21 protein-coding genes are annotated in these 24,762 nt (G+C 68.3%); 6 read left to right on the plus strand and 15 right to left on the minus strand.

The annotated features are described in order from the left end of the window. The first annotated feature begins 349 nt into the window (after positions 1-349). Positions 350-2,032, plus strand: coding sequence for a diguanylate cyclase (locus M3U25_RS03735; RefSeq protein ID WP_355500063.1), 1,683 nt, complete (start codon positions 350-352; stop codon positions 2,030-2,032). Next, entirely contained in the window at positions 2,029-2,985 is a 957-nt protein-coding gene (locus M3U25_RS03740) for a hypothetical protein (RefSeq protein ID WP_355500060.1), read from the plus strand. Before M3U25_RS03735 ends, M3U25_RS03740 begins: the two co-directional genes overlap by 4 nt. Before the next feature lie 511 nt (positions 2,986-3,496). Here M3U25_RS03740 and M3U25_RS03745 read toward each other — a convergent pair. From M3U25_RS03745 to yidD, 3 genes are read right to left on the minus strand one after another with little or no spacing between them, the layout of a single operon-like run. After that, entirely contained in the window at positions 3,497-4,360 is an 864-nt protein-coding gene (locus M3U25_RS03745) for a M23 family metallopeptidase (protein ID WP_355500057.1), read from the minus strand. Continuing rightward, positions 4,360-5,694: a dihydroorotase gene (locus M3U25_RS03750; protein WP_355500054.1), complete on the minus strand. Its 1,335-nt coding sequence runs from the start codon at positions 5,692-5,694 to the stop codon at positions 4,360-4,362. The genes M3U25_RS03745 and M3U25_RS03750 overlap by 1 nt, the downstream gene beginning before the upstream one ends. Further along, entirely contained in the window at positions 5,694-5,966 is a 273-nt protein-coding gene (gene yidD / locus M3U25_RS03755) for a membrane protein insertion efficiency factor YidD (RefSeq protein ID WP_106407029.1), read from the minus strand. Before yidD ends, M3U25_RS03750 begins: the two co-directional genes overlap by 1 nt. Before the next feature lie 114 nt (positions 5,967-6,080). On the opposite strand from yidD, the gene dksA reads away from it, so the two are divergent. Next, positions 6,081-7,211, plus strand: coding sequence for an RNA polymerase-binding protein DksA (gene dksA / locus M3U25_RS03760; protein WP_355500051.1), 1,131 nt, complete (start codon positions 6,081-6,083; stop codon positions 7,209-7,211). Positions 7,212-7,464: 253 nt separating this feature from the next. Here dksA and M3U25_RS03765 read toward each other — a convergent pair whose 3' ends face one another. The 9 genes from M3U25_RS03765 to M3U25_RS03805 all read right to left on the minus strand — a co-directional run bounded on the left by M3U25_RS03765 (position 7,465) and on the right by M3U25_RS03805 (position 17,343). After that, positions 7,465-8,139 (minus strand): secreted signal peptide protein, encoded by a 675-nt coding sequence (locus tag M3U25_RS03765; protein ID WP_355500048.1) that lies wholly within the window; start codon positions 8,137-8,139, stop codon positions 7,465-7,467. Positions 8,140-8,205: 66 nt separating this feature from the next. Next, positions 8,206-9,234 (minus strand): hypothetical protein, encoded by a 1,029-nt coding sequence (locus M3U25_RS03770; protein WP_355500045.1) that lies wholly within the window; start codon positions 9,232-9,234, stop codon positions 8,206-8,208. Positions 9,235-9,398: 164 nt separating this feature from the next. After that, positions 9,399-9,782, minus strand: a complete 384-nt coding sequence (locus tag M3U25_RS03775) for a hypothetical protein (protein WP_355500042.1) — start codon at positions 9,780-9,782, stop codon at positions 9,399-9,401. Positions 9,783-9,852: 70 nt separating this feature from the next. After that, positions 9,853-10,683 carry a hypothetical protein gene (locus tag M3U25_RS03780; protein ID WP_355500040.1) on the minus strand — a complete coding sequence of 277 codons (831 nt, stop codon included), beginning with the start codon at positions 10,681-10,683 and terminating at the stop codon, positions 9,853-9,855. A gap of 111 nt (positions 10,684-10,794) precedes the next feature. Next, positions 10,795-12,576: a PQQ-binding-like beta-propeller repeat protein gene (locus tag M3U25_RS03785; protein ID WP_355500037.1), complete on the minus strand. Its 1,782-nt coding sequence runs from the start codon at positions 12,574-12,576 to the stop codon at positions 10,795-10,797. Next, a complete protein-coding gene (locus M3U25_RS03790) occupies positions 12,503-13,408 on the minus strand; it encodes a hypothetical protein (protein WP_355588484.1) in 906 nt (301 codons plus the stop codon). The genes M3U25_RS03785 and M3U25_RS03790 overlap by 74 nt, the downstream gene beginning before the upstream one ends. A gap of 25 nt (positions 13,409-13,433) precedes the next feature. Continuing rightward, the gene (locus M3U25_RS03795; RefSeq protein ID WP_010343551.1) at positions 13,434-14,009 is read right to left on the minus strand and encodes a hypothetical protein; all 576 of its coding nucleotides are present in this window, start codon (positions 14,007-14,009) and stop codon (positions 13,434-13,436) included. Between the two features lie 74 nt (positions 14,010-14,083). Then, complete coding sequence (locus tag M3U25_RS03800; RefSeq protein WP_355500031.1) at positions 14,084-16,276, minus strand: peptidase domain-containing ABC transporter; 2,193 nt, start codon at positions 16,274-16,276, stop codon at positions 14,084-14,086. Then, positions 16,273-17,343 (minus strand): HlyD family efflux transporter periplasmic adaptor subunit, encoded by a 1,071-nt coding sequence (locus tag M3U25_RS03805; RefSeq protein WP_355500029.1) that lies wholly within the window; start codon positions 17,341-17,343, stop codon positions 16,273-16,275. Before M3U25_RS03805 ends, M3U25_RS03800 begins: the two co-directional genes overlap by 4 nt. 650 nt (positions 17,344-17,993) lie before the next feature. Between M3U25_RS03805 and M3U25_RS03810 the strand changes: the two genes are divergently transcribed. Next, on the plus strand, positions 17,994-19,046 hold the full coding sequence (locus M3U25_RS03810) for an alpha/beta fold hydrolase (protein WP_355500389.1): 1,053 nt from the start codon (positions 17,994-17,996) through the stop codon (positions 19,044-19,046). A gap of 119 nt (positions 19,047-19,165) precedes the next feature. Here M3U25_RS03810 and M3U25_RS03815 read toward each other — a convergent pair whose 3' ends face one another. From M3U25_RS03815 to cysS, 3 genes are all read right to left on the minus strand, one after another. Then, on the minus strand, positions 19,166-20,416 hold the full coding sequence (locus M3U25_RS03815) for an MFS transporter (protein WP_355500026.1): 1,251 nt from the start codon (positions 20,414-20,416) through the stop codon (positions 19,166-19,168). Further along, a complete protein-coding gene (locus M3U25_RS03820; RefSeq protein WP_017912501.1) occupies positions 20,413-20,853 on the minus strand; it encodes a SufE family protein in 441 nt (146 codons plus the stop codon). The genes M3U25_RS03815 and M3U25_RS03820 overlap by 4 nt, the downstream gene beginning before the upstream one ends. A gap of 209 nt (positions 20,854-21,062) precedes the next feature. Further along, the gene (cysS, locus tag M3U25_RS03825) at positions 21,063-22,478 is read right to left on the minus strand and encodes a cysteine--tRNA ligase (RefSeq protein WP_355500022.1); all 1,416 of its coding nucleotides are present in this window, start codon (positions 22,476-22,478) and stop codon (positions 21,063-21,065) included. Positions 22,479-22,866: 388 nt separating this feature from the next. On the opposite strand from cysS, the gene M3U25_RS03830 reads away from it, so the two are divergent. After that, on the plus strand, positions 22,867-23,397 hold the full coding sequence (locus tag M3U25_RS03830) for a hypothetical protein (RefSeq protein ID WP_355500386.1): 531 nt from the start codon (positions 22,867-22,869) through the stop codon (positions 23,395-23,397). Positions 23,398-23,695: 298 nt separating this feature from the next. Next, positions 23,696-24,727, plus strand: a complete 1,032-nt coding sequence (locus tag M3U25_RS03835) for an N-acetylornithine carbamoyltransferase (RefSeq protein ID WP_242159807.1) — start codon at positions 23,696-23,698, stop codon at positions 24,725-24,727. Positions 24,728-24,762 lie beyond the last annotated feature (35 nt).

The raw sequence follows: 24,762 nt of genomic DNA on the forward strand, positions 1-24,762 counted from the left end.
CGGCGACGCTCGGAATGATACCGGTGTCATCCGGTCACGTGATACGGCGTCGTCAGCGGACCGGCGATGGTAGGGGCCTTTGCCTACCGCGTCCGGCCGATGCCGCAGCCAGCGATCGGTTGTGCCGTCTCCATCACGTTCGCCGTTGAGCGACGGCGCAGATCGCCGGGAGAGCAGGGGAGTTGCCGCACTTTCGGGCCGTCGATCGCCAGCCCGTCGCGGCACTGCGGCATGGATCTGCGCATGTAGGCCGATGCGGCGTCTCGGTGTGATGGCGGTGTGAATTTGGATACGAACGTCGTCGCGGCTTGCGCTACGCTCGACGCCCATCCCACTTGGAACCCGTCGATTGAAGCGCCTGTGCCGTTGGTGCTGCCTGCTGCTGTGCCTGGGGATGGTCGGGTCGGCGCTGGGGCAGGAACTGCTGTTGCAACGGCTGGCCGCCGACCCGCCGGCGCAGGAGGTGGTGGCGGGGCGCCACGATGCCGCGTTTGCCGATGCCGGCCATGGCGCGACCCTGTACGAGCGCAGCAAGCAGCCCACCTGGTGGCGCATCCGCGCCGACCGCGCGATCGGCAGCGAAGGCCAGCCGCAACTGGTGCTGCAGTCGCCGTACCTGACCCGGGTCGAGGCCTGGGTGCCGGGACGCGCCGCGCCGATCCGGCGCGCGATCTACGGTGCCGACGCCGACCTGCGCTATTCCACCCGCGCCCTGGTGATCGCCTTGCCGCAGGGGCTGCCGCGCGGCGCCTCGATCTGGCTGCGGGTGCATGCGCCGGCGGCGATGCCGATGCCGGTGGGCATCGTGCCGCTGGCGCAGGTGCAGCGCGAGGACCTGCACTACGTCGGCTGGCGCGCCTTCATCCTCGGCTCGACCGCGGTGCTGGCGATCCTGGCGATCGCGTTGTGGGCGCGCCTGCGCGAGTCGATCTACGGCTACTTCACCGCCAACGTGATGTGCGTGCTGCTGTACCTGCTCGGCCTCGGCGGCGAGGCGCGCGCGGTGCCCGGCCTGGCCAGCGTGTTCGCGTCCTCGCCGACGCCGATGCGCATCGTCGCCGCGCTCGGCGGCTTCTTCATCATCACCTTCCAGCGCCGGCAACTGGAGATGCAGCGGCAACTGCCGCGGCTGGACCGGGTGCTGCGGCTGTGTGCGCTGTATTTGCTGGTCATCGCCATCGCCTGCCTGCTGTCGGACGCGGCGGTGCTGAGCCTGCTCGGCAACCTCGGGCTGATCGTCGGCGCAGCGCTGCTGCTGCCGTGTTGCCTGCTGCTGGCCTTGCGCGGGCAGCGCTACGCCTGGCCGCTGCTGGCCTCGTGGACCCCGTTGTGGATGCTGTGCGTGCTGCGCTGCCTGGAGCTGACCGGCTGGCTGCGCCTGGATCTGGCCGCGCCGGTGCTGGCGCACGGCATCAGCCTGGCCCTGGCGATCTCCTGCCTGCTGGTGACCTTCGGCCTGGCCGAGCAGATCCTGGAGCTGCGCCGCGACCGCGACCGTGCCAGCCGCATGGCGACGGTGGACGAACTCACCGGCATCCTCACCCGCGCCGCCCTGCAGCAGCGCCTGGCCGACGCGCTGCAGGAGGCCGCGCACAGCGAACGGCCGCTGGCGCTGGCCTACATCGACATCGACCATTTCAAGCGCATCAACGACATCCATGGCCACGCCAGCGGCGATGCCTGCCTGCGCTGGGTCGCCGCCTGCGCGCGGGCGCGCCTGCGCAGCACCGACACGCTCGGCCGCCAGGGCGGCGACGAAATGCTGCTGCTGATGCCCGGCGCCACCCTGGAGGCCGCGCGCCGCGTGGCCGAGGACATCCGCCAGCACGTGGCCGCGCAGCCGTTGCCGCGCGAAGGCCAGGCGCTGTCATGCACGCTGAGTGTCGGCGTGGCGCAATGGCAGCGCGGCGAGAGCGTCGCGGCGCTGTTGCAGCGGGCCGATGCCGCGCTCTACGCCAGCAAGGCCGCCGGCCGCAACCGCGTCAGCGTGTCCACCCCCCACCGCGTCACCCACCAGGAGCCTCAGCCATGACTGCACAGCCCGCTTTGCCCGCGTTCGCTCCCGATCAGTTGCAGGTCGGCGACATCCTGCTGCAACTGGGCTGCGGCCCGGTGTCCGAACTGATCGCCTGGTGCGGCGACAGCATCTACAGCCATGCCGCCATCGTCGCCGATCAGGGCGACCTGATCGAGGCGTCGGCCAGCGGCGTGCGCCGCTATCCGCTGTCGCAGCGGCTGACCGACACCACCGACTACCTCATCATCGACGCCTACCGGCCGCTCAGCTATGCCGGCGTGGCGCTGGACGACACCGACCGCGCCAGCGTGCTGGCCAAGGCGCAGTCGCTGCTGGGCGTGCCGTACCCGCTGGACAGCCTGGCCACGCTCGGCCTGCTGGTCGCCATCCGCGGCAAGTGGCCGCAACACTGGCTGGCGCGGATCGTGGTGCGCGAGGCGCTGGATTACCTGGTGCGCGACAATCCTTCGCACATGGTGTGCAGCGAGGTGGTGTACCGCGCGCTGGCCGAATGCGACGTGACGCCGCCGGGCCGGCTGGCGCCGCAGATCGTGCTCAGCGGGCCGACCCATATGCCGTTCCCGCACCTGGACTGGAAGGCGCTGTGGGAAGAGGGGTGGCAGCTGCTGCATCCGCATCGGCAGCAGGCCCTGGCCGACGTGGCGCAGCGCCTGGCAGCGGTGGAGGGCGCCCCGGCCAGCCTGGCCGCCTCGGCGCTGACCACGGTCGCCGACGACGAACTGCTCAGCCGCGCCAACGCGGTCCGTGCCGGGCTGGGTCTGCCGCCGCTGCCGCCGGTCACCAATCAGGTGGACGACAACGGCACGCTGCTGCAAGAAGCCGGTGAAGAGGCCCCGGGAACGCCCTTGCCGCATCCCAATCCCAAGCTGGTGATGCCGCTGGACCTGGCCAACAGCCCATCGCACGTGGTGCTGGGACGGCTGCTGGAGGTGGTCACGCCTGCGTAGCGGAAAGGCTGCGCGCCAGCGCATTGCGCGAGGCTGCATGCGCCACTTCATCCCCCACTGCGGGGCACCTTCTCCACAAAGGGGGCCGCGGTCCGGACGGGAGAAGGAACGGCAGCAAGCCCCTCTCCCACCGGGAGAGGGGGTGGGGTGAGGGTGCGGCCTCGCGCCACACCGCCCGTGCCGCGCGCCGCCATTCGAGCAAGCGCCGGCGCACCTCTCCGCCGCCGCTTGCGTTCCTGCGCCAAGACCCGCCGCTCCAGGCGCGGCGCGATGTGGATGCCGCGCAGCGTTCCGATGTGGGAGCGACGTCGGGACATCCCGAATAACGCGTCATTGCCGCCGCTCGGCACGATGTATCGCCGCGATTGCAGGAGCGGCTTCCGCCGCGACGAGCGTTCCCGGGAATGCCCGTCGCCGCTGAAGCCGCTCCTACAAAATGCATGCGCTGCTGTACGTCATTTCATCTGATGAACGCGCCGCCGCGCGTCAGTGCACCTGATACACAAGCGCTTCAAGGCTGCTTCGTACGCTCCAGCACCAACAACGGATCGATGCGTACATCGAACCAATTCATCCCCCAATGCAGATGCGGCCCGGTCGCACGCCCGGTGGCGCCCACCGCGCCGATCACCTGGCCCTGGGCGATGCGGTCGCCGACCTTCACGTCGATCCGCGACAGATGCAGGAAGTTGGAGCTGACGCCGTAGCCGTGATCCAGCAGCACGGTGCCGCCGGTCAGGTACAGGTCCGGGGCGGCGAAGGTGATGACGCCGGCCGCCGGGGCCTTGACCGGGGTGCCGGTGGGCACGGCGATGTCCATGCCCGAATGGCCGGCGCCAGGCTGGCCGTTGTAGACCCGGGCGTTGCCGAAGCGGCCGCTGATGCGGCCCTGCACCGGCCAGATGAAGGGCGCGGCGAAATCGGTGCGCGGGTCGTCGCGGTCGCGCGCGGCGGTGACCTGGGCCTGTTCGCGCTTGATCCGCTCGGCGATCGCCGGCGGCGGGTTCACCGTCTTCGGCGGCACCCCGTTGACCTGTTCCAGCGGCCAGTCGCGCGGCGTCACCGCGATCTCGATGGTTTCGCTGCCGCCATCCGGGCGCTGCACGGCGATGCGCAGCGGGCCGCGCTCGTCGCGGCCGATGCCGAACACCACGCTGCCGTAGTCGCTGACCCGCAGGGTGCGGCCGGCGTACTGCACGCGGCTGCCCGGCGCCACCTTGCCGATCACCAGCGCGCCCTGCGAGGCGCTGTGCGGGAACACGCTGCGCGCCTCGGCCGCGGCCGCGGCCGGCGTCTGCGCGTGCAGTACCGGGGCGACCGGTACGGTCAGCAGCACCAGCGCCAGTGCGGCGCCGGACACCAGGGCGCCGCGCATCAGCGGTCGAACGCCAGGCGCTGCCCGTTGGGGCTGCCGACCAGGCGGGTCCCGTCCCAGGCCAGCACGCCGTTGACCCAGGTCGCGGCGATCTTCGAGCGGAAGCTGCGGCCCTCGAACGGCGACCAGCCGCACTTGGACAGCACGTCCTCGCGGCGCACGGTGAAGGCGGTGTCGTCGATCAGCACCAGGTCGGCGTGGTAGCCCTCGCGCAGGAAGCCGCGCTCGTGCACGTCGAACAACAGCGCCGGCGCGTGCGCGAACTTGTGCACCACCTGGGCCACGCTGAGCCGGCCCTCGTGGACCAGTTCCAGCGCCGCGACCAGGGCGTACTGCACCAGCGGCAGGCCGGACGGCGCCTGCGCATACGGCTTGCTCTTTTCTTCCCAGGTGTGCGGCGCGTGGTCGGTGGCGAGCACGTCGATCACGTCCTCGGCAATCGCGCGGATCAGCGCCTCGCGGTCGCTGGCGTCCTTGATCGCCGGGTTGCACTTGATCAGGTTGCCCAGCGTGGCGTAGTCGGCGCGGTCGAAGCGCAGGAAGTGGATGCAGGTCTCGGCGGTGATGCGCTTGCCCTGGATCGGGCCGGGCGTGAACAGCGCCAGCTCGTCGGCGGTGGAGATGTGCAGCACGTGCAGGCGGGTGCCGTGCTTCTTCGCCAGCGACACCGCCAGCTGCGAGGACTTCAGGCAGGCCTCGCGCGAGCGGATGTCAGGGTGCATGTCCGGGGTCAGCGCATCGCCGTACTTTTCCTTGAACGCGGCCAGGGTCGCGTCGATGGTCGGGGTGTCTTCGCAGTGGGTGATGATCGGCGTCGGCGCGTCGCGGAAGATCGCGTCCAGGGTCTGCGGGTTGTCGACCAGCATGTTGCCGGTGGAGGCGCCCATGAACACCTTGATGCCGGGCGCGGTCTTCGGGTCCAGGGTCTGGATCGCGGCCAGGTTGTCGTTGCTGGCGCCCAGGTAGAAGCCGTAGTTGCCCCAGGCGCGGCCGCGCGCGGCGTCGTACTTGGCCTGCAGCGCGGCGGCGTCGAGCGTCGGCGGGTTGGTGTTGGGCATGTCCATGAAGCTGGTCAGGCCGCCGGCCACCGCCGCCGCCGATTCGGTGGCGATGTCGCCCTTGTGGGTCAGGCCGGGTTCGCGGAAGTGCACCTGGTCGTCGATCATGCCGGGCAGCAGCCAGCGCCCGGCGGCGTCGACCACGGTCTCGCCGTCGCGCGCGGCCAGCTGCGGGGCGATCGCGGCGATGCGGCCGTCGGCGATGCGCAGGTCGCCCTGGGTTTCGCGGCCTTCGTTGACCAGGCGCGCGTTGACGATCAGTGTGGAAGCGGACATCAGTGTTTTCCTTGGCAGCGGCAGGGTGGCGGCGCCGTGGGGTCGGGCACCGGGTCGAACCCGCCAGGATGGAAGGGATGGCAGCGGCCGACACGGCGGGCGGCCATCCAGCCGCCGCGCAATGCGCCGAAACGGGCGATGGCGGTCACCGCGTAGGCCGAGCAACTGGGCACGAAACGGCAGCGCGGCCCCAGCAGCGGGCTGATGAAGCGCTGGTACAGGCGCAGCAAGGCGATGAGAGCGCGGGCGATCACACCGCCATGATATGCCACTGTGCTCGACTAGGCGGGTCGCTCGGCGTATACGCCGCGTTGTTGCCGCGGGGGGTAGGGTAGGCTATAAAGGCCCGCTTTCCCGGGCCCCGGGAAGACCAAGGAAGAGCGTTCGTGGCTGCTAAAAAACCTGCAAAGAAGGCCGTCCAGGCCGCCAAGAAGCCCGCCAAGCCCGTCGCCAAGAAAGCGCCGGTGTCCGCCGCCAGCAAACCGCCGAAGAAAGCCGCGCCCGCGAAGCCGGCGGCCAAGTCCGCGCCGGCCAAATCGGCCAGCAAGGCCGTGGCCAAGAAGCCGGCGGCCAAGCCGGTCGCGGCTGCACCGGCCAAGCCCGCTCCCGCCAAGAAAGCCCCGGCCAAGAAGGCGCCCGCCAAGTCGGTCGCGCCCGCCAAGGCCGCGGCCAAGCCCGCCCCCGCCGCCAAGCCGGCAGCGAAGACGCCGGCGGCCAAGCCCGTGGCCAAGGCCGCGGCCGCCCCCGCCAAATCCAAACCGGCCACCGCCCCCGTCGCACCCGCGGTGACCACCTCCGTACCGAAGTCGGCGCCCAAGCCGGCTGCGGCCAAGCCTGTCCCGGTCAAGCCCGCCGCGCCTGCCGCAGCACCGGCCCCCAAGCCCGTTGCCGCCAAGTCCGCCGCGCCGTCGACCCCGCCACAAAAGAATCCCGTGTCCGTTTCGAAATCCTCCGCGAAGACCCCCACCAAGTCCGAATCCACCCCGAAGGCGCCGATCGCCAAGCCCACCGGCAAGGTCGCCGTGGCCGTGACCGCCAAGTCCAACACCCCGGCCAAGCCGGCCAAGTACAAGGTGGTCGAGTACAAGACCGACGAGGCCACCGGCCGTCCGATCCTGCCCAAGGGCTACAAGCCGGCGGCGGACGAGGAGTACATGAGCCCGCTGCAGCAGGAGTACTTCCGCCAGCGCCTGCTCACCTGGCGCGCCGACCTGGTCGAGGAATCCAAGCAGACCATCGAGAACCTGCGCGACGAAGTCCGCGACATCGGCGACGAGGCCGAGCGCGCGACCCGCGAGACCGAGAACTCGCTGGAACTGCGGACCCGCGACCGCTACCGCAAGCTGATCGGCAAGATCGACAGCACGCTCAAGCGCCTGGACGCCGGCGACTACGGCTACTGCGTGGACACCGGCGAAGAGATCGGCCTGGAGCGCCTGGAAGCGCGCCTGACCGCCGAGCGCACCATCGACGCGCAGGAGCGTTGGGAGCACTTGCAGAAGCAGCAGGGCGACTGAGTCCCCACCAGCTCCAGCGTGTCAAGGCAAGGCCCCGCGCATGCGGGGCTTTGCGTTTTTTGGGCACAGCCGGTCCGGGCGCAGCGCCTGCCCGCGGGTGGCACATGCCTGGGAGGCGATGCCGCCTCGGGAGCCGCTGCTCGCAGCGTCGGTGCACGGTGCGCAGCCGCGGCCCGTTGCTGCCAGCCACCTGCGGCTGCATGGATGGCGCGTGGGTGTGGGAGGCGTGCCGTTACATGGGTCACGGCGCCCTTCAACGTACGCCGTTGACCAGCCCGCTTTGCGTGTCCTTGCTCAGTTGCAAGCCGGGCAGGGCGAAGCTGTCCAGATCCTGCTTGGTGGCTGCGACGTAGACCCCGATGAGGGCCGAGGTGTCCGGGTCGACCTCCAGGCCCAGCGGCATCGTGGCGAACTGCACGTAGTCGCGGCTGGCGTTCCATTGCGGCTGGCCGCCGATCGCCTGCAGCACGCGATCGACGTGCGTGCCGGCCGGCTGGCCGAGCAGATCGAACGGCAAAGGCACGTCGGGATTGGCGACGGCGATCAGGTTGGTGACCCGGTCGTCATGAAAGCGCACCGCCAATTGGCTGTAGGCGAGGGCGGCGGCCGGCCGCGGTTGCTGCGCCAGCTGCGCATTGAACTCGCGCGGATACAGATACACCACGCTGAGCGTGTCCGGATGCGCCGCATCGCTGCGGCTGATGTCCGGCTGGCCCAGCGCGGCCAGGACCTGTTGCTTGCGCATGCCGAGCGCGACCGGGCCGAGACGCGTGCATGAGCTGGGCAGCGTGGCGGCGCTGCTGGAACTCGCAAAGGCCTGGTGCAGCGCGTGCGTGCAGGCCGCAGCATCGCTGCCGGCGGCATGGGCCTGCGGGAAGACCATGCAGAGCACGAGCAGGCCGAACAGCGAAAGAAATCGGGGTTCCATGAGACATCTCCATTGACGAGTCGTGCGTGGCGAGGCCGGAAAACCCCGGCCTCGCCACAGGGTGAATTAATTGCCGTGCCAGCCTTCGCGGTGCCCGTAGGCGGTAATGAACGCGTTGCGCTGGTCGCTGTTCAACGATGACCACTGATCGGACGGATTCAGGCCCGAATTGGTGGTGATCGTGGTGATCATCTCCGAGGTCGGATTTTCGCTCGGCGGCGACCAGCTGGTGATGAGGTCACTCAGCGTGGCGGTGCCACCGGCGTTGTTGTTGAGGCGGTCCATGTTGGCCGCCGCGGCGTCCAGACCGGCTTGCGGGCTGGAGAAGATCGCAAAGCCGCGGTCGTCGCCGAGCGTGCCGTGATTGTCCGCGAACGTGCCGGAGCGGATGTCGAGCGGGTTGTTGTCGCGGTTGGGGTGGGTGCCGGTGACTTCCTGCGTGGTGCCATCGGCCGCGGTATAGGTCACCGTGGTGCCGCTGGCCGACGCGGACGTCGCGGGCTTGTCGTTGCTGCCGGCACCGTCGCCATCGCTGCCATCACCGTCGCCGTCGCCGTCGCCGCCGTCACCATCACCGTCACCACCGTCGCCCTCACCACCGTCGCCCTCACCGCCTTCGCCACCTTCACCGCCTTCGCCTCCCTCACCACCTTCACCACCTTCACCGCCTTCGCCGCCTTCGCCGCCTTCGCCGCCTTCGCCACCGCCCTCCGATTCGACCGGTGCGATTTCGTCGCTGATGGCCATCTGGGCCGTCGCAGTCTTGTGCATCGCCATGTGGTGATGGTGATGGGTCTTGGCTTTGGCGTGGTGGGTTTTCTTGTGCGCCTTGGCGTGGTGAATCGAACTGGACAACGGATGCGCGCCGATGGACGTGCGCGTGCCGCCTGCAACCATATCGATTTCGATGATATCGAGCGTTCTCATGTTGATCCTTGAACAGAGGTGCGGGAAAAGCGCCGTCCCCGCTTCGGCTGATCCGGTGCGTTCGGCGTGGCCGACGATCGGATCGGTTCGGGCTGCGCGCGGCGCGTCCCAGGGCGCGGGCAGGGCGTACGGCCCCGGTGCCGCGCGTGGCGACGTGTTCGAACGCATGGAACTTGGGGCATGCTGCTGCGCCAAGCGACACGGACAGCGCCGCCATGTCGCACGCTGCGCTGCGCGTGGGCTGCGCACACGGGGTCGAACTGCGTGAGCAGGCACCGTGCTGTTCCCCACACTGCGTCCCGCAGCAATGGCGCCAAGCGCCGATACGGTGGCTACATCCGCTGCGTCGTCGCCCCCTCGCTGGAGCACACCAAGGTCAGGTCCAGGCGACGGACCGTCCAATGCGACGGCGTGTCCATCGTCCCGGTCGCATGGACGTGATAGGCGGGGCAGTCCGCGTCTTCCTCCGGGTTGTTCTTGATGTCGCAGTTGCCTTCGATCAGGAAGGCCTTGCCGGCTTCGGCGCCGGTGCGGGTGAATTTCAGCGTAGGACAGTCGCCGAACAACCTCGACAGGGCGATGTCGTTCTTCAGCACATAGGCGATCGCCTGTTCTCCGCCGGCTTGGGAAGGGACTTGCTTCGCCTGCGACGATCCTTGCGCGGCGACGGTGAGCGCCAAGGCCGTGCAGATGCGCGGTAACCAGAAAGACGTCATGCGGAGAGCTCCGATAGGCGAGTGTCTCCCGGGCTGGCGTGCGCCGGCCCGGGAGAGGGTGGGGTGCGTGTTACTTGAAGACGCTGATGTGGACGTGGGTGGTATCGCCGCTTTCCCGGCTAGCCTGGGTCCAGTCCGCGGTGGGACTGGACCGGATGAAATTGCCCGCAGGGCCTTCCACGTAGCTCACGTTGGGATTGGCCATCGCCGCATTCTCCAGCGCCTGGGCGTTCTGGAAGCCTTCGCCGCTCGTCCCGACATGGACGTCGTTGATAATGTTGATGTCGACGGCGTTGCCCGTGTAGTGGGCGGAATTGGGGTTGTGGCTGCCGTTGGTCGTGGCCGAGATGTCGATGCTGTCGACGCTCTGATCCCCGTCGAGCACCGAGCCCAGGGTCGAGGCCATCTTGGACGTGACCGGGTTGTTGCTGCTCGCACCGTCCTGGGTGTTCTGGTAGGTGATCGAGACCGTCCGGCCATCGGACGTGGTATGGCTGCTGCCTATCGAGGTATCGGCCGGGCCGTTGCCGTCGGCATCGTTGCCGTCGTCGTAACCGCCGCTGCCGTCGCCTTCTCCTCCTTCGCTGCCTTCGCCTCCTTCGCCTCCCTCACCACCTTCGCCTCCCTCACCACCTTCTCCACCTTCTCCACCTTCTCCACCTTCTCCACCTTCGCCCCCCTCACCGCCTTCACCGATCGGTTCGACCTCTTCCATCCGCGCCATCTGCGCGGCCGCGGACTTGTGCATCGCGGTGTGGTGGTGATGGAGCTTGGCCTTGGCGTGATGCGTCTTGTTGTGCGCCTTGGCATGGTGGATCGAACTGGACAGCGGGTGTGCGCCGATCGATGTGCGCGTTCCACCTGCGACCAGGTCGATTTCGATGATATCGAGCGTTCTCATGGTGATCCTCGAACAGGTATGCGGGGAAGAGGCCGTCCTCGCTTCGGCTGATCCGCGCATGCAACGATGGCGCCACAGGCGTGGACCGGTCCCGTTCACGCGTGCCGCACGTCAGGATGCGACGAGGGCGGGGCGCGCGGACTGCGCGTGCACGTCGCTCAGGCGCTCGAACGCATAGAGATGGTTCATGTAGGTGGACACGTAGATGCGCCGTTCGTCAGGCGAGATCGCGACACCGTTGGTCACTGCGTCGGGCAACTGCAGCACGCCCACGGTTTCGAGCGTGTCGATGTCGATCTCGACGACGCGGCCGCCGTTGCTGCCGACGATCACCCGGTTGCCGATCCGCTTGGGCGAGGCGTACACGCGCGAGCGCAGGTTGATCTTCTTGATCAGTTGCATCGTGTCGATGTCGATCACGTACAGATGGCGGTCGCCCGAGCCGCAGAACAGCTTGTTGCCGGCGAACAGCGGCGTGGTGTAGCAGATTTCGTCTGTCTGCCACTCGCCACGCTTTTCGCCGGTGGCGACATCCAGCACGTAGATGGACTTGTCGAACGAGGCGAAGGCGGTCAGCCCGCGACGCTCGTCCACTGCGGGCGCGTACTTCACCGAGCGCCGCGTCTTAAAGCGCCAGGCGATGCGTCCTGTCCTGGCGTCGAGCGCGAGCGTCTCATGGTCCGCGCTGCCCCAGATCACCAGGTCGCCGCCTTCCCAGTAGCCGGGCGATCCGTGCTGCAGCTTCTGCACCTGGTGCTCCCAGATCTTTTCGCCGGTGTCCATCGCATAGGCGGCGAGGCTGCCCTGCGCCCATGGGCGGACATATTCGATGCCCACGTACATCAGCTTGTGGCGCGGCACCAGCAGCGGCGAAGCCCCGACCCAGTCGCCATCCGGATGTGTCCAGATCTCCTCGCCGCTGGCCGCATCCAGGCAATAGACGGTGCCGTTGTACGCGCCGAAGTACAGGCGTCCGTCATGGTAGGCGGGGCAAGACCAGATTCCCTTCTTGGTGTACGCCGCACCGGTCACCGGGTATTCCCAGACCAACCCGCCGGTCTCGGCGGAGAACGCCTGCATCTTGGCGGCGTCGCAGCCGCGGTAGATCATGTCGCCGACCAGCAGCGGCGCGGACTTGGGGACCACGTGGAAGGCGAAGCCTCCCGGCGTCGCCGTCCGCCACAGTTCGCGATACGCCTGGGTGGGCGGCGGCGCGCTTTGTTCCGGCGGCAGGTCGAAATCCTTGAGCGTGAACAGTGTTTGCACCGAGATCGCGTGCGTCTTGCGCCACTGCATGCCGGCCTTGGACAGGAAATCGACCACCACGAACACCTCGTCGAGCGCGTGTCCGGCCGCCGCAATCACCGCACGCGCCTTCTCGGCGCTGTTGCCTGAATTGAGCGAGTCGTCGACCAGCACGATGGGCAGGTCGAGCACATCGCCCTCGATGGCGTTGCCCATCCCCGTGGTCTTGCGATCCTTGCGAATGATGAAGCCGTTGACCGGGCCGCGTTCTTTCGGGGCGGTCAACAGCAGCGCGGTGAGTAGCGGGATCGCCGCGGTTTCCAGGCCGCCGAGCTGGAAAGGCGGGCGTGCGGCATTGCGCTCCCAGAACGCTGCGGCGATCTGCTCGAGCGCAGCGCGTCGCATGAACACCCGGCGCAGGTCGAACAGCCAGAGGTAGGAGCCGCCCTTCTTGGTGATGAGGTGGATGTTCTCGGCGCTGGTGTGCAGGCCGACGGTCTGGATCAGGTCCCGAAGCGATTGCATGGTCATCGTGCCGCCCTGCTGGGAATGGGAGGATGTGGGTGACGGAGGGTCAAGGAGACGCCGGAGCATCCATCGAGCCGAGATAGCGGTCCACGGCCGGTCCCCAGATCGAGGAACCGCCATGGCCGAAGAACAGATGGTGACCGTCGTCGCCGAAAGCGGCCGGCGTCACCAGAACCGCATGGCCACCTGCCTCGGTGAAGGCGCGATGCAACGACGCTGCAAGGTCAGGCCCGAAGAAGCTGTCGTTGGCCGTATAGATCCACAGCATCGGGGTGGTGGCCTGTCGGCCGAAGGTGGCGGCTGCCGCGATCAACCTGTCGGCATGGCAATTGCTGTTGGGCCGATCTTGGAAGTGGCCGCCGCGGCCGCCGGCCATGTTGACGAATGCGCTGACGTTGGGATGCGGCAGGCTGTCGTACGCCAGCGTGCCCCAGCCACCGGCCGACTGTCCGACCACGATGGCGCCGGTCGGACTGTAGTCTGGCAGTGCGGTCAGGGCGTCCACGATGCGCTTGAGTTGGCGTGCGGTCTCCAATCCGGCCTTGACATAGTCGGCACGGTCGCAGCCGTCGTAGCCCTCGCTCCAGGGGCCGCCGGTGGCGCCGTAGCCGAGGCGCAGGACCAATGCCACCGCATAGTGGTGTCGCAGGAACCAGCGTGCCGATTCGCCATCGCAGGTTTCCAGGGTCATGCCGGGTCGGTCGGAGGCCTTCGCCGGTGAGCCGTGCGCGATCACCACCACACGTGGGCGGCTGACACCGGCAGGGCGGCACAGCCGTCCCTGCAAGGTCCAGGGGTGTCCGTCCGGATCGGCGATGGGAATCTGCAGTGGCTCGCCGAGATCGGCATGCGTGCCGCCGAAGCCGCGCGCCGAGGCGATGCAGGGCGCCATGCCGCAGAAGAGCAGCAGGACAGTCGTGGCCAACAGGCAGCGTCGGCAGGTGGATGACATGGTGGAGTTCCCCGCTGCGTCGGTCTCAGCGACGGACGCGTCGCATGTGGAAGGTGATGGTCGAGCACAACGTCGGGCACTCTCGTGCCGGGGCACGCGAGGCACGGGTGACGGCGCCGTCGAACAACACCAGCCGGCCAGGACGCGGGCGGATCGAGATGCACTCGCGCGCGGTGTCGTAGAACACGGTTTCGCCGGCCCAGTCGTCCTTCCATTCGGTGCTGGCGTAGAGCAGTGCGACACGCTCCTGATCCGACGGCTTGGCGTAGTGGTGCGCCACGCCGTCCTGTCCATGCGTGTGACCGGTGACGTAGGCGCGGACCAGGCCGTAGTCCTGCGCCAGGTTGTCCTTGATCTGCGTCCAGAGTTCATGCAGCGGTTCCATGCCCGGGGTTGCGGCGAGGACGTCGTCGTGGATCGCACGCTCGTGCGCTTTGCGGCTGCCGCACAGATGGATATGCCAGGACGGCGCTGCGTCGCCGAGCAATCCTGGATAGAGGCCGTAGGACCAGCCGCCGCGACCGCGCAGCAGTTCCGGCAGATGCTGGACTTCGACGAAATTGTTGACGACTTGCAGGGACGACGCTTCCGACGCTGACACGATGGCGACCTCACGTTGGCGATACGGGATGGGACCAGGCGGCGCGACGAGCTGGCTGTCGCGCCGGCGGCGAGCTAGGAGGTGACGGGGACGGCTGGCGCATGCGCCGCAGGCTGGCGCGTGCGGACTGCTCCTTCGTGCAATTCGATGACGCGATCGGCATGCGCGATCGTTTCGGGGCGGTGCGCGATGACGATGCGCGTGATGTTCAGGGCCTTGATCGCCTGGTTGAGCTGGCGCTCCAGCGCGAGATCGAGATGGCTGGTCGCCTCGTCGAGCACCAGGATGTGCGGGCGCCGGTACAGAGCGCGCGCCAGGAACAGGCGTTGCTGCTGGCCGCCGGAAAGCGAGGATCCCATGTCGCCGACCAGGCTGTGGTAGCCCATCGGCATGGCCATGATGTCCTCGTGTATGCCGGCCAGGCTGGCCGCGTCCTCGATGTCCTGCGGCGTGGCGAGGACGTCGAACATGCTGATGTTCTCGGCGATCGACCCGGTGAACAGGTGGTCGTCCTGCATCACGCTGCCGGTGATCGCGCGGTAGCGGGACTTGCCGAGGCGGCGCAGATCGAGTCCGCCGATCTCGATTGCGCCCTGCTGCGGATCGAGCAGGCCGAGCAGCACCCTCACCAGGGTGCTCTTGCCGCACCCCGATGGGCCGACGATGGCGACCGATTCGCCCGCTTGCACCGCAAAGCTGCACTCGCGCAAGATCCAGGGCTCACCTTCGGCATAGCGGAAGCTGACCTTGTTGAAGGTGATGCTGGGCTGTGGCAACGGACCCGCGTGCTCGCTGACGGCGTGCGCCTCGGGTGGCGTCAGTACGATGTCGGCCAGTCTTTCGGCCTGCAGACGCAGCATGCGCAGTTCGATCGCATAGTCGACCAGGCTGGCGACGCGGCTGCTGAACTGGTCTCCGTAAGCCACGAAGGCGGTCAACATGCCGACGGTGAACTGGCCTTTCAATCCCAGCCAAGCACCCAGCCAGAGCACGCCCAGGCGCTGCGCGCCTGCCGCCAGGTTCTGCAGTGCGGTGAACAGCATGTCCAGGCGTTGCACGGCGATGGACGTGTTCAGCGTGTCGGTCGCAGCGTTGAGGTAGCGCGCGGTCTGCTCGGCCTCCTGGTTGTTCAGGCGGATCGTCTGCACGCCGCGTACCGCCTCCAGGAATCGGCTGTGCTGCTTGGCGGTGACGGTGATCTGGCTGAGGTTGGCCTCGCGGTAGACGCGGAAGTACAGCAGCCGAAGTGCCGCATACACGGCGACCGCGCCGAGTACGATGGCCGACAGCAAGGGGCTGTAGACGAACAGCACGACCAGGGTGACGCTGGCGAGCAGTCCGTCGAGCAGGATCTCGACGAAGCGGGTGGTGAGCGTCTGCTGGATCGTATCGATCGCACCGAAGCGGGACACGATGTCGCCGAGATGGCGCGTGCCGAAGTAGGACTGCGGAAGGCGCATCAGATGCTGGAACACGTTACCGGTCCAGCCGAGGTTGAAGTGCGTGCTGAGCCACATCACGGTCCAACTGCGCAAGGCCGAGACGAGTGTTTCGAGCACGATCAGCAGTGCGAAGCTCAGGCCGAGGAACGTGAGCAGGTCGTGGTCGCCATCGGCGATCACCTGATCCACCACAAGTTGCATGAACAAGGGCGCCAGGAGCGCGAAGACTTCCAGGACCAAGGCCAGCCCGAAGATCTGCGCCAGTCCGCGGCCCAGCCCCTGCACCGAGCCGGCGAGCGCGCGCAGCGACACCGGCGGCGTCTCGCGCTGGCGCTGGAAGGTCGGCCCTCTGGAAAACTCGATCGCCACGCCGGTGAAGTGCCTGCCGACGTCGCTCATGCTCAAGTTGCGCACGCCCACCGCGGGGTCGTGCACGACGATCCCGTGCTGGCCGACGCTGCGCAGCACCACGAAGTGATCCATGTCCCAGTGCAACACGCAGGGCGTCTGTAACTGACCGAGCTCTTCCAGGTCCAGCCGAAGTGGCCGGCATTGCAGCCCAAGCGCATGCGCGATCTCGATCAGGCGTCGCGCGGTCATGCCCTTCAGCGACAGACTGAAGCGGCGCCGCAGCGCGGGCAGATCGGTATGGTGTCCGTGATAGCCGGCGATCATCGCGATGCAGGCCAGGCCGCACTCTGCGGCTTCGGCCTGCAGCACGTTCGGCAGGACGCGCATACGCCAGAAGCGCAGTTTCGCGGCGCGCGCGTCCTGCGCGTTCGCGGTCTGTGCCTTCGTGCTGTGATGCGTGGGGGCCGCGTTCATGCGCCACTGCTCCAGCGATGGCCCATGCCGTACAGCGGCTCGAAGATCCATTCGACGATCCGGCGCCGGTCCAGCAACATGTCCGCATCCAGCGCCATGCCCGGGCGCAAGGGTTCCTTGCGTCCGTATGCTTCGACGTTCTGATCCGCCAGGTCCACGCGGGCCAGGTACAGGGGATCGGAGGAGGGCGGATTGCCGCCGCCGAGCAGCAAGGTAACTTCGCCCGGCGTCAGTGCGCTGCGCGAGACGCTGCGCACCACACCGTGGTGCAGGCCGAATTTCTGGTAAGGGAATGCCTGGTAATGCAGGGTGACCTGGATGCCCGGATGGACGAAGCCGACCGCCTGGCTGGGAACCAGGATCTGCGCCTGCAGGGTCGAGCCGTCCGGGACGATGGCGAGCAGCGGTTGGCCAAGTGCGACCGAAGCGCCAGGTTTGACCAGCAAGGTGGAGACGGTGCCGCTGGCCGGCGCGCGCAGTTCGCTGGCGCGTGCGGCTTCGTTCTGCGCAAGGGTCTGTTCGACCTGCGCGAGTTGCCGGCGCAGGTCGTTGAGCTTGGCAGACACGGCCAGTGGCAGTTGGGTCAGTTGATCGTTGAGCACGCTCAGTTGCTGCTGCGTACTGGCGCGTTGCTGCTGCAACGAACGCAGCTGCGATTCGTCGGCGAGCAACGCCGATTGCTCCTGCTCGACTTGCAACGCCGGAATGTAGCCACCGGCGACCAGGCCCGACCACTTGTCCACCAACTCCTGCACCAACTGCATCTGCTTCTTCTCGATCGCGATCTGCGCATCGATTTGAACCAGTTGCTCTTTCAGCGCGGATTGCTGCGTGCGGTTGTCCTCTGCCTGCTTGTCCTGCAACTGCTGGGTATCGCCGATGTCCTGGCGCAGGCTGCCGGCCTGGCGTTGCAACTGCGCGCTGACGCTGGCTGCCGTGTTGCCGAGTGCCTTGCTGGTGTGCTCGCCCGACAGCGAGACCAGGACCTGTCCGCTCGCGACCCGATCGCCTTCGGCGACGCCGACGTGATCGATCACGCCGAGCGTATTGGCGGTCAGGCTGATCAAGCCCGCGCGCGGGACCAGGAGGCCGGTGACATGAATGCGCTGCGTGTAATGGCCGCAAAACAACCACATCAGAATAGCAGCGGCGATGCCGAGGGCGACCAAGGTCCATGCTCTGGTCGAAAGGGGAGTTGCCAGTCGCACCGTCCCCAGCCATGCCTGGCTTCGGGCGTCCACTGCCTCGTCACGGAAAAGCGAATGTTCCATTCGGCTGATTCCATCCGTGTTTGATAGGGGGCGCTTGTTTCGATGCGCGTCCGTTTTTCGAAAGCGGGTTGAAACTTAATTGGTGGGAGATAATTTCGGCGGCTTCTTTCTTCTTCCTTTCCGTACTTGAGGGCTTTTTATCTTGTCTACAAATTGCGCTATCGTGGCGTTGGTGGGTTGCTGATTTGATCTTGAAATTCAGCTGTTTAGTGTTGGAATTGCAGCGTCTTCGATAGCGGTAGAAAGGTTTTAAATGTGCCTGTCATGACGGTGTCGCATAATGCGGAAAGTGGTATATCGCCGTGTCGCTGCTGGCAATCAATGTCATTGCACGCAAATTATTTCAATCATGTATCCGGGGTTGCGTCGATAATGGAGTGCCGTCCTTGAACCGCAATGCCGACCTGGCCGAGTCATCCGTGCGCACGCGCCGCCGTCGTTGGCGGTTGCCGATCCTGATCGCCTTGTTGTTGCTCGCGGCCATTGCGCTGGGACCACGGGTCAGCGTGGCGCTGCCGCAGGTGGCGGCGCCGGCGGTGCCGCAGGATCCGCTGGCGCTGCAGGCGTGGATCGACGCGCGCGAGCGCGCCACCCCGGGATTGCGCCCGGACAACCAGGCGCGGATCGTCTGGGCCGATCCGGCGCATCCGGGGCGACGCGCATGCGCGATGGTCTATCTGCATGGCTTCACCGCCAGCCAGGGCGAGGGCGCGCCCACGCACGTGCGGCTGGCGCGCAGCTTCGGCTGCAATCTGTATCTGCCGCGGCTGCCTGGGCACGGGCTGGTCGAGGCCGACGCCCTGCGCGGCGTCGATGCCGGGCGCCTGCTCGGCGGCGCGGCCGAGGCGCTGGCGGTGACCCGGGTGCTGGGCGACCGCGTGGTGGTGATCGGCAATTCGATGGGCGGCGCGCTGGCGGTGCAGGCGGTGGCGGCGAATCCGCGCCAGGTGCAGGCGCTGGTGCTGTGGTCGCCGCTGGTGCGCGAGTACGGCGATCAGCTGCAGCCGATGCTGTGGCCCTGGGGCGCGCAGGTGCTGGCGTGGACGCACAACGGCGGCAACCCGATCCTGCGCTATCCGGTCGACAGCGCCTATTGGGCCGACGCCACCCATCTGGACGGCTATCGCGCGCTGGCGGCGCTGACCCGTGGCGGCATGCAGCCGGCGACGTATGCACGGATCCATGTGCCGGTGTTCCTCGGCTACTACTACCGCGATCCGCAGCACCAGGACCGCACGGTGTCGGTGGCGGCGCTGCAGGCGATGTTCAAGCAACTGGGCACGCCGCCGGCCTTGCGCCAGGCGGTGGATTTCCCGGGCGCCGACAATCACGTGCTGGCCTCGCCGATCCGTTCGCGGGCGGTGCCGGCAGTGTTCGCCGCCACCTGCCGGTTCCTGGCGGGGCAGGGTGGCCTGACCCAGCCGGTCGGCGTGCCGGATTGCGCGCATGCCTGGGCCGACGACGAGGCGCAGGCGCATGCGGTGGCGGCCGCGCACTGAGCGCAGCCGTTGCGGGGGAGCCGACGTGCATTGGATGGCGCGCAGGCCGGTGGCGCTGCGCGTGAGGTGCGGCGAGGCCGCGCCGTCGCCGCGCCCGCCGGGCGACGACGCAGGCGAGCCTACTGCAGGTCGCGCAGATCCAGGTTGCGCAGCTTGGGCGCCTTCCAACTGGTAACGCCGACCACGCCTAGCGTCACGCAGCCACCGAGCACCACCGCCGGTACCAGGCCGATCAGTCGCGCCATCACGCCGTCGTAGAACGCGCCCAGCTCGTTCGACGAGCCGATGAAGATGCCGTTGATCGAGGACACGCGGCCGCGCATCGCGTCCGGCGTGGCCAGTTGCAGGATGGTCTGGCGCACGATCACCGAGACGCCGTCGCACATGCCGTAGGCCAGCAGGATCGCCGCGGACAGCCAGAAGTGCCGCGACAGTCCGAAGGCGATGGTGCACAGGCCGAAGCCGGCCACCGCCAGCAGCAACACGCGTCCGGCGTTGCGCTGCAGCGGGTGCCGCGCGAGCCATACGCCGACCAGGATCGAACCCAGTGCCGGCGCGCCGCGCAGGATGCCCAGGCCTTCCGGACCGTAGTGCAGGATGTCGTGGATGAAGGCCGGCAGCATCGACACCGCGCCGCCCAGCAGCACCGAGAACATGTCCAGCGCCATCGCGCCGAGCATGATCTGGTTGGAGAACACGAATTGCGCACCTTCGGCGATGCTGCGGAAGATCGGCGCGCGCGGGCCTTCGTGGACCGGCTCGGCGACGCGCAGCAGCCACAGCGCCAGCAGCGCCGCGGACGAGGCGCCGATGGCGGTGCCGTAGGCCAGGCTCTTGCCGCCCCAGCCGACCAGCAGCCCGCCCAGCGCCGGGCCGATCACCATGCCGGCCTGGAACGCGACGCTGCCGACGCTTGCGCCGCGCGCATAGGCCTCGCGGGGCAGGACGCGGGCGAACAGCGCGTTGTACACCGGCGACAGGAACGCGCGCGCGGCGCCGGTCAGTGCGATCGCCGCGTAGATCGGCCACACCCCGTGCGCCGACAGCCAGCCGCGGCTCACCGCCAGCAGCACCGCCGCGGTGGCGATCAGGCCGACGCTGGCGAGCATGCCGAGATAGCGCCGCGGCAGGTGGTCGACCAGGTAGCCGGCAAACGGGGCGATGCAGAAGAACGGCAGGATCTCGGCCAGCCCGATCAGGCCCAGCGAGAACGGATCGCGGGTGATTTCGTAGATGTGCCAGCCGACCGTGACCGCGACGATCTGGTAGGACAGCATCGCCAGGATGCGGTAGGCCAGCACCAGGGCGAAGCCGGGGTGCGCCAGCAGCGTGCGCAAGGTCTGCGGTGGGGTAGGCAGCGGCGCGCTCATGCCTGCTGGGCGCGCGCGGTGTCCTGGATGAAGGCCAGCAGCGCGGCCAGGCCGTTGCTGCGGGTCGGCGACAGGTGCTTGCCCAGGCCGATGGCGGCGACGAAGTCCGGCGCGGTGGCGAGGATGTCCGCGGCGCTGCGCCCGGAATAGACGCGCAGCGCCAGGTAGATCAACCCGGAGACGATCGCCGAGTCGCTGATCGCATGAAACACCAGGCGTTCGGCATTGCCCTCCGGCACGATCCACACCATCGACTGGCAGCCGTGCAGGCGATGTTCCTCGGTCTTCCAGTGCTCGGGGAAGGCGGGCAGCTTGCGGCCCAGGTCGATCAGGTACTGGTAGCGCTCGGACCAGTCGCCGAAGAAGCCGAATTCCTCGGCGATGGCGGCCTGGGCGTCGGCAGGCGTGGGTTCGAGCGGAAAGTCGGTATCGGTCATCAGCAATCCAAGATCAAGCGATGTAAAGCCCCTCTCCCTCCGGGAGGGGGGGTGGGGTGAGGGTCCGAGCGTAGCCTCGCGAACTGTCCATGCGAGTCGCTTCGCGCCGTACCCTCATCCGGCGCCCGTACCCTCATCCGCCCCTGCGGGGCACCTTCTCCCAAGGGGAGAAGGGACAGCCGCGCTTCCTCTGACTGCGCGTGTGGCGTTCACCCACGCTTCCAGCGTACGCCCTGTGGCGTGTCCTCCAGGACAATGCCGGCCTCGGCCAGTTCCTGGCGGATGGCGTCGGCGCGGGCGAAGTCGCGGGCCTTCTTGGCGTCGCTGCGGGCGTCGATCAGCGCCTGGATGCGGGCGTCGTCGTCGCTGCCGGCGCCCTGGAACCAGACCTGCGGATCCTGCTGCAACAGCCCCAGGGCCAGGCCGGCGCCGAGCAGGTGGCTCTTGGCCTGGCGCAGCGCGTCGGCACGTTGCGCGGCATCGGCAGGGTCGGGGCCGCCGGCCGGTGCCGCTTCGCGCAGCGCCTGCCGCGCCTGTGTCGCCAGGCTCGACAGCACCGACAGCGCCAGCGGCGTATTGAGGTCGTCGTCCAGCGCTTCTTCGATCTCCGCCGGAATGACCGGCGCGGCGTCGATGCCCTGCAGGTCGCGCAGCGTTCCGTACAGGCCGTCGAGCCGGGCGACCTGGGCCTGGATCAGGGCGTCGGACCAGTCCAGCGGCTGCCGGTAGTGCGCGCTGAGCAGCGCGCAGCGCAGGGCCTCTGGCCGATGCCGCTCGATCAGGTCGTGCACGGTCTCGATGTTGCCCAGCGACTTGCTCATCTTGGCGCCGCTGAATGTCAGCATGCCGTTGTGCAGCCAGACGCGGGCGAAGGTGGCGCCACCGTGGGCGCATTCGCTCTGCGCGATCTCGTTCTCGTGGTGCGGGAACTGCAGGTCGACGCCGCCGGCATGGATGTCGATGGTCTCGCCCAGGTGCGCGGCGGCCATCGCCGAGCACTCGATGTGCCATCCGGGGCGGCCGCGGCCCCACGGCGAGTCCCAGCCGGGGAGGTCGTCGCTGGAGGGCTTCCACAACACGAAGTCGCTCGGGTCGCGCTTGTACGGGGCCACCTCGACGCGGGCGCCGGCCAGCATCTCCTCCGGGTCGCGCCGCGACAGCTTGCCGTAGTCGGCGAAGCTGGCCACCGCGAACAGCACGTGGCCCTCGGCGGCGTAGGCGTGGCCGCTGGCGATCAGCCGCTCGATCATCGCCACGATGTGCGGGATGTGCGCGGTGGCCGCCGGCTCGATGTCCGGCGGGGTCACGCCCAGCGCGGCCATGTCCTGGCGGTAGATGGCGGCGAAGCGGTCGGTGATGGCCGAGATCGGCACGCCCTGCGCCTGCGCGGCGGCGTTGATCTTGTCGTCCACGTCGGTGATGTTGCGGGCGTAGCGCAGCTTGCCGTAGCGGCGCCGCAGCAGCGCCGCCAGCACGTCGAACACCACCGGGCCGCGGGCGTTGCCGATGTGCGCGTAGTTGTAGACGGTGGGGCCGCAGACGTAGAGCGTCGGGCCGGCCACCGGATCGAGCGGTTCGAAGGCGTCGACCCGGCGGGTCAGGTTGTTGTGCAGGCGCAGGCTCATCGGCATCGGCGGTGGGGAAACCGCCCGATTCTACCGGCAGCCGCCCCAGGACGGGCCATCCATTCCCGAGCGCGCCGCGCCGCCGGTGCACGTGCCGGTAGGGCAACAGCGCTAGGACGCGGCCATGTCTTCATGCCGGAGCGACGCCGCCGCCACGGGCGCCTCACTCATGCCCGTCGGGGTGGGCTGGCACGCTGGCCGCACGGTTTGACCGACGGCCGGTCGGGCGCTGCGCCACGCGGGGGCCGAGCGCCTGGGGATCCGACGCGGGGTGCCCGGGGATGCGGGACGGGTCCTGGCCAAGTGGCGCGGTTGTCGGCTCGCGTTCAGCCCGACGCAAGGCGGCATGCCTACACTCACTGGTCTGCCCTTGCGAAGCCTGCTGCCGATGCGTCCGAACCCGTTGTTGCCGCTGGTCGGCCTCCTTGCCTGCGCCGCCGCGCCGGCCTGGGCGCAGGACTCCGAGGCGCGCAACCGGGTGGTGGTGATCGAGAACGTCAAGCTGGATTACGCCCAGGTGCTGAACGTGGAGCCGGTCTACCAGACCCTGCGCGCCACCCGGACCGAGCAGCAATGCGATCCGGCCCCCGCGCCGGCCCCGGCGGCCCCGGCGCCCAGACCGGCCGAGGACGACAGCCGCTTCAACCGGCTGATGGATTCGGTGAAGGACATCTTCAGCCGTCGCCACGAGGAGCCGGCTCCGGCGGCCACGCCGACCACGGCGCCGGCGGGCGGACGCAACTGCCGGATGGTCGAGGTCGGCCGCGAGTTCCGCCGGCCCATCGCCTACGACGTGGACTATGTCTACAAGGGCACCAAGTACCGCTCGCGGCTGCCGGAAGATCCGGGCAACCGGCTGCGCATCCGCGTCTCGGTGGCCCCGTACGTGCCCGATGCGGTGGTGGTGCCGCCACGCTGAGCGCCGCGTGCGCTTGCGCCTGTGGCGTGCGCGTGCGAGGATGCGCGCCGATGAAAGCGAACCTGCCCCAGCACGATCTCAGCGCCGCACGCATGGCCTCGGGCATGACGTCGCGCGCGCGTCGACCGGAATCCCACATTCTCGCTGGGTAACCGGAGCGTCGTGCCGTTCGTTCTGAAAACCCAGCCCGAGGCTGGGTTTTTTCGTTTTCATCGCCCGGAAAAGTTTCACCCGTAAAGAACCAGGCTGTAGAACCTCCCGCGCGTCCCGCGTCCCCACCGCTGCAAAGGATCGATCGATGTCTCTGAAGCACTTCTTGAACACCCAGGACTGGAGCCGCGCCGACCTCGACGCGCTGCTGACCCAGGCGGCGCTGTTCAAGCGCAACCGTCTCGGCAGCGAGCTCAAGGGCAAGTCGATCGCGCTGGTGTTCTTCAACCCGTCCATGCGCACCCGCACGAGCTTCGAGCTGGGCGCATTCCAGCTGGGCGGCCACGCGGTGGTGCTGCAGCCGGGCAAGGACGCGTGGCCGATCGAGTTCGACCTGGGCACGGTGATGGACGGCGACACCGAGGAGCACATCGCCGAAGTGGCGCGGGTGCTGGGCCGCTACGTCGACCTGATCGGCGTGCGCGCGTTCCCGAAGTTCGTCGACTGGGCCAAGGACCGCGAGGACCTGGTGCTGAAGAGCTTCGCCAAGTACTCGCCGGTGCCGGTGATCAACATGGAGACCATCACCCACCCGTGCCAGGAGCTGGCGCACGCGCTGGCGCTGCAGGAGCACTTCGGCACCCGCGACCTGCGCGGCAAGAAGTACGTGCTGACCTGGACCTACCATCCCAAGCCGCTGAATACCGCGGTGGCCAATTCCGCACTGACCATCGCCACCCGCCTGGGGATGGACGTGACCCTGCTGTGCCCGACCCCGGACTACGTGCTCGACGAGCGCTACATGGGCTGGGCCGCGCAGAACGTGGAAGAGAGCGGCGGCTCGCTGACCGTCAGCCACGACATCGACAGCGCCTACGCCGGCGCCGACGTGGTCTACGCCAAGAGCTGGGGCGCGCTGCCGTTCTTCGGCAACTGGGGCCCGGAGAAGCCGATCCGCGACCAGTACCAGCACTTCATCGTCGACGAACGCAAGATGGCGCTGACCAACAACGGCGTGTTCTCGCACTGCCTGCCGCTGCGCCGCAACGTCAAGGCCACCGACGCCGTGATGGACTCGCCCAACTGCATCGCCATCGACGAGGCCGAGAACCGCCTGCATGTGCAGAAGGCGATCATGGCGGCGCTTGCTTCGCAAGCGGGAATCGGGAATCGGGAATAGAGAATCGGTACAGCAACAGCGTTAGCCCCCACTTT

Origin of the sequence: Xanthomonas sp. PPL134 (assembly GCF_040595915.1) — a bacterium.
Taxonomy (GTDB): Bacteria; Pseudomonadota; Gammaproteobacteria; order Xanthomonadales; family Xanthomonadaceae; genus Xanthomonas_A; species Xanthomonas_A indica.

Excerpts from the sequence above, each read along its gene's own strand:
- M3U25_RS03740 (WP_355500060.1), top strand. The coding sequence starts at position 2,029 with ATGACTGCACAGCCCGCTTTGCCCGCGTTCGCTCCCGATCAGTTGCAG.
- M3U25_RS03830 (WP_355500386.1), top strand. The coding sequence starts at position 22,867 with ATGCGTCCGAACCCGTTGTTGCCGCTGGTCGGCCTCCTTGCCTGCGCC.
- M3U25_RS03775 (WP_355500042.1), bottom strand. The coding sequence starts at position 9,782 with ATGACGTCTTTCTGGTTACCGCGCATCTGCACGGCCTTGGCGCTCACC.
- M3U25_RS03785 (WP_355500037.1), bottom strand. The coding sequence starts at position 12,576 with ATGGCGGTTCCTCGATCTGGGGACCGGCCGTGGACCGCTATCTCGGCT.
- M3U25_RS03780 (WP_355500040.1), bottom strand. The coding sequence starts at position 10,683 with ATGAGAACGCTCGATATCATCGAAATCGACCTGGTCGCAGGTGGAACG.
- M3U25_RS03745 (WP_355500057.1), bottom strand. The coding sequence starts at position 4,360 with ATGCGCGGCGCCCTGGTGTCCGGCGCCGCACTGGCGCTGGTGCTGCTG.
- M3U25_RS03750 (WP_355500054.1), bottom strand. The coding sequence starts at position 5,694 with ATGTCCGCTTCCACACTGATCGTCAACGCGCGCCTGGTCAACGAAGGC.
- M3U25_RS03815 (WP_355500026.1), bottom strand. The coding sequence starts at position 20,416 with ATGAGCGCGCCGCTGCCTACCCCACCGCAGACCTTGCGCACGCTGCTG.
- M3U25_RS03765 (WP_355500048.1), bottom strand. The coding sequence starts at position 8,139 with ATGGAACCCCGATTTCTTTCGCTGTTCGGCCTGCTCGTGCTCTGCATG.
- M3U25_RS03790 (WP_355588484.1), bottom strand. The coding sequence starts at position 13,408 with ATGTCATCCACCTGCCGACGCTGCCTGTTGGCCACGACTGTCCTGCTG.
- M3U25_RS03820 (WP_017912501.1), bottom strand. The coding sequence starts at position 20,853 with ATGACCGATACCGACTTTCCGCTCGAACCCACGCCTGCCGACGCCCAG.
- M3U25_RS03770 (WP_355500045.1), bottom strand. The coding sequence starts at position 9,234 with ATGCGTTCGAACACGTCGCCACGCGCGGCACCGGGGCCGTACGCCCTG.
- cysS (WP_355500022.1), bottom strand. The coding sequence starts at position 22,478 with ATGAGCCTGCGCCTGCACAACAACCTGACCCGCCGGGTCGACGCCTTC.
- M3U25_RS03800 (WP_355500031.1), bottom strand. The coding sequence starts at position 16,276 with ATGAACGCGGCCCCCACGCATCACAGCACGAAGGCACAGACCGCGAAC.
- M3U25_RS03835 (WP_242159807.1), top strand. The coding sequence starts at position 23,696 with ATGTCTCTGAAGCACTTCTTGAACACCCAGGACTGGAGCCGCGCCGAC.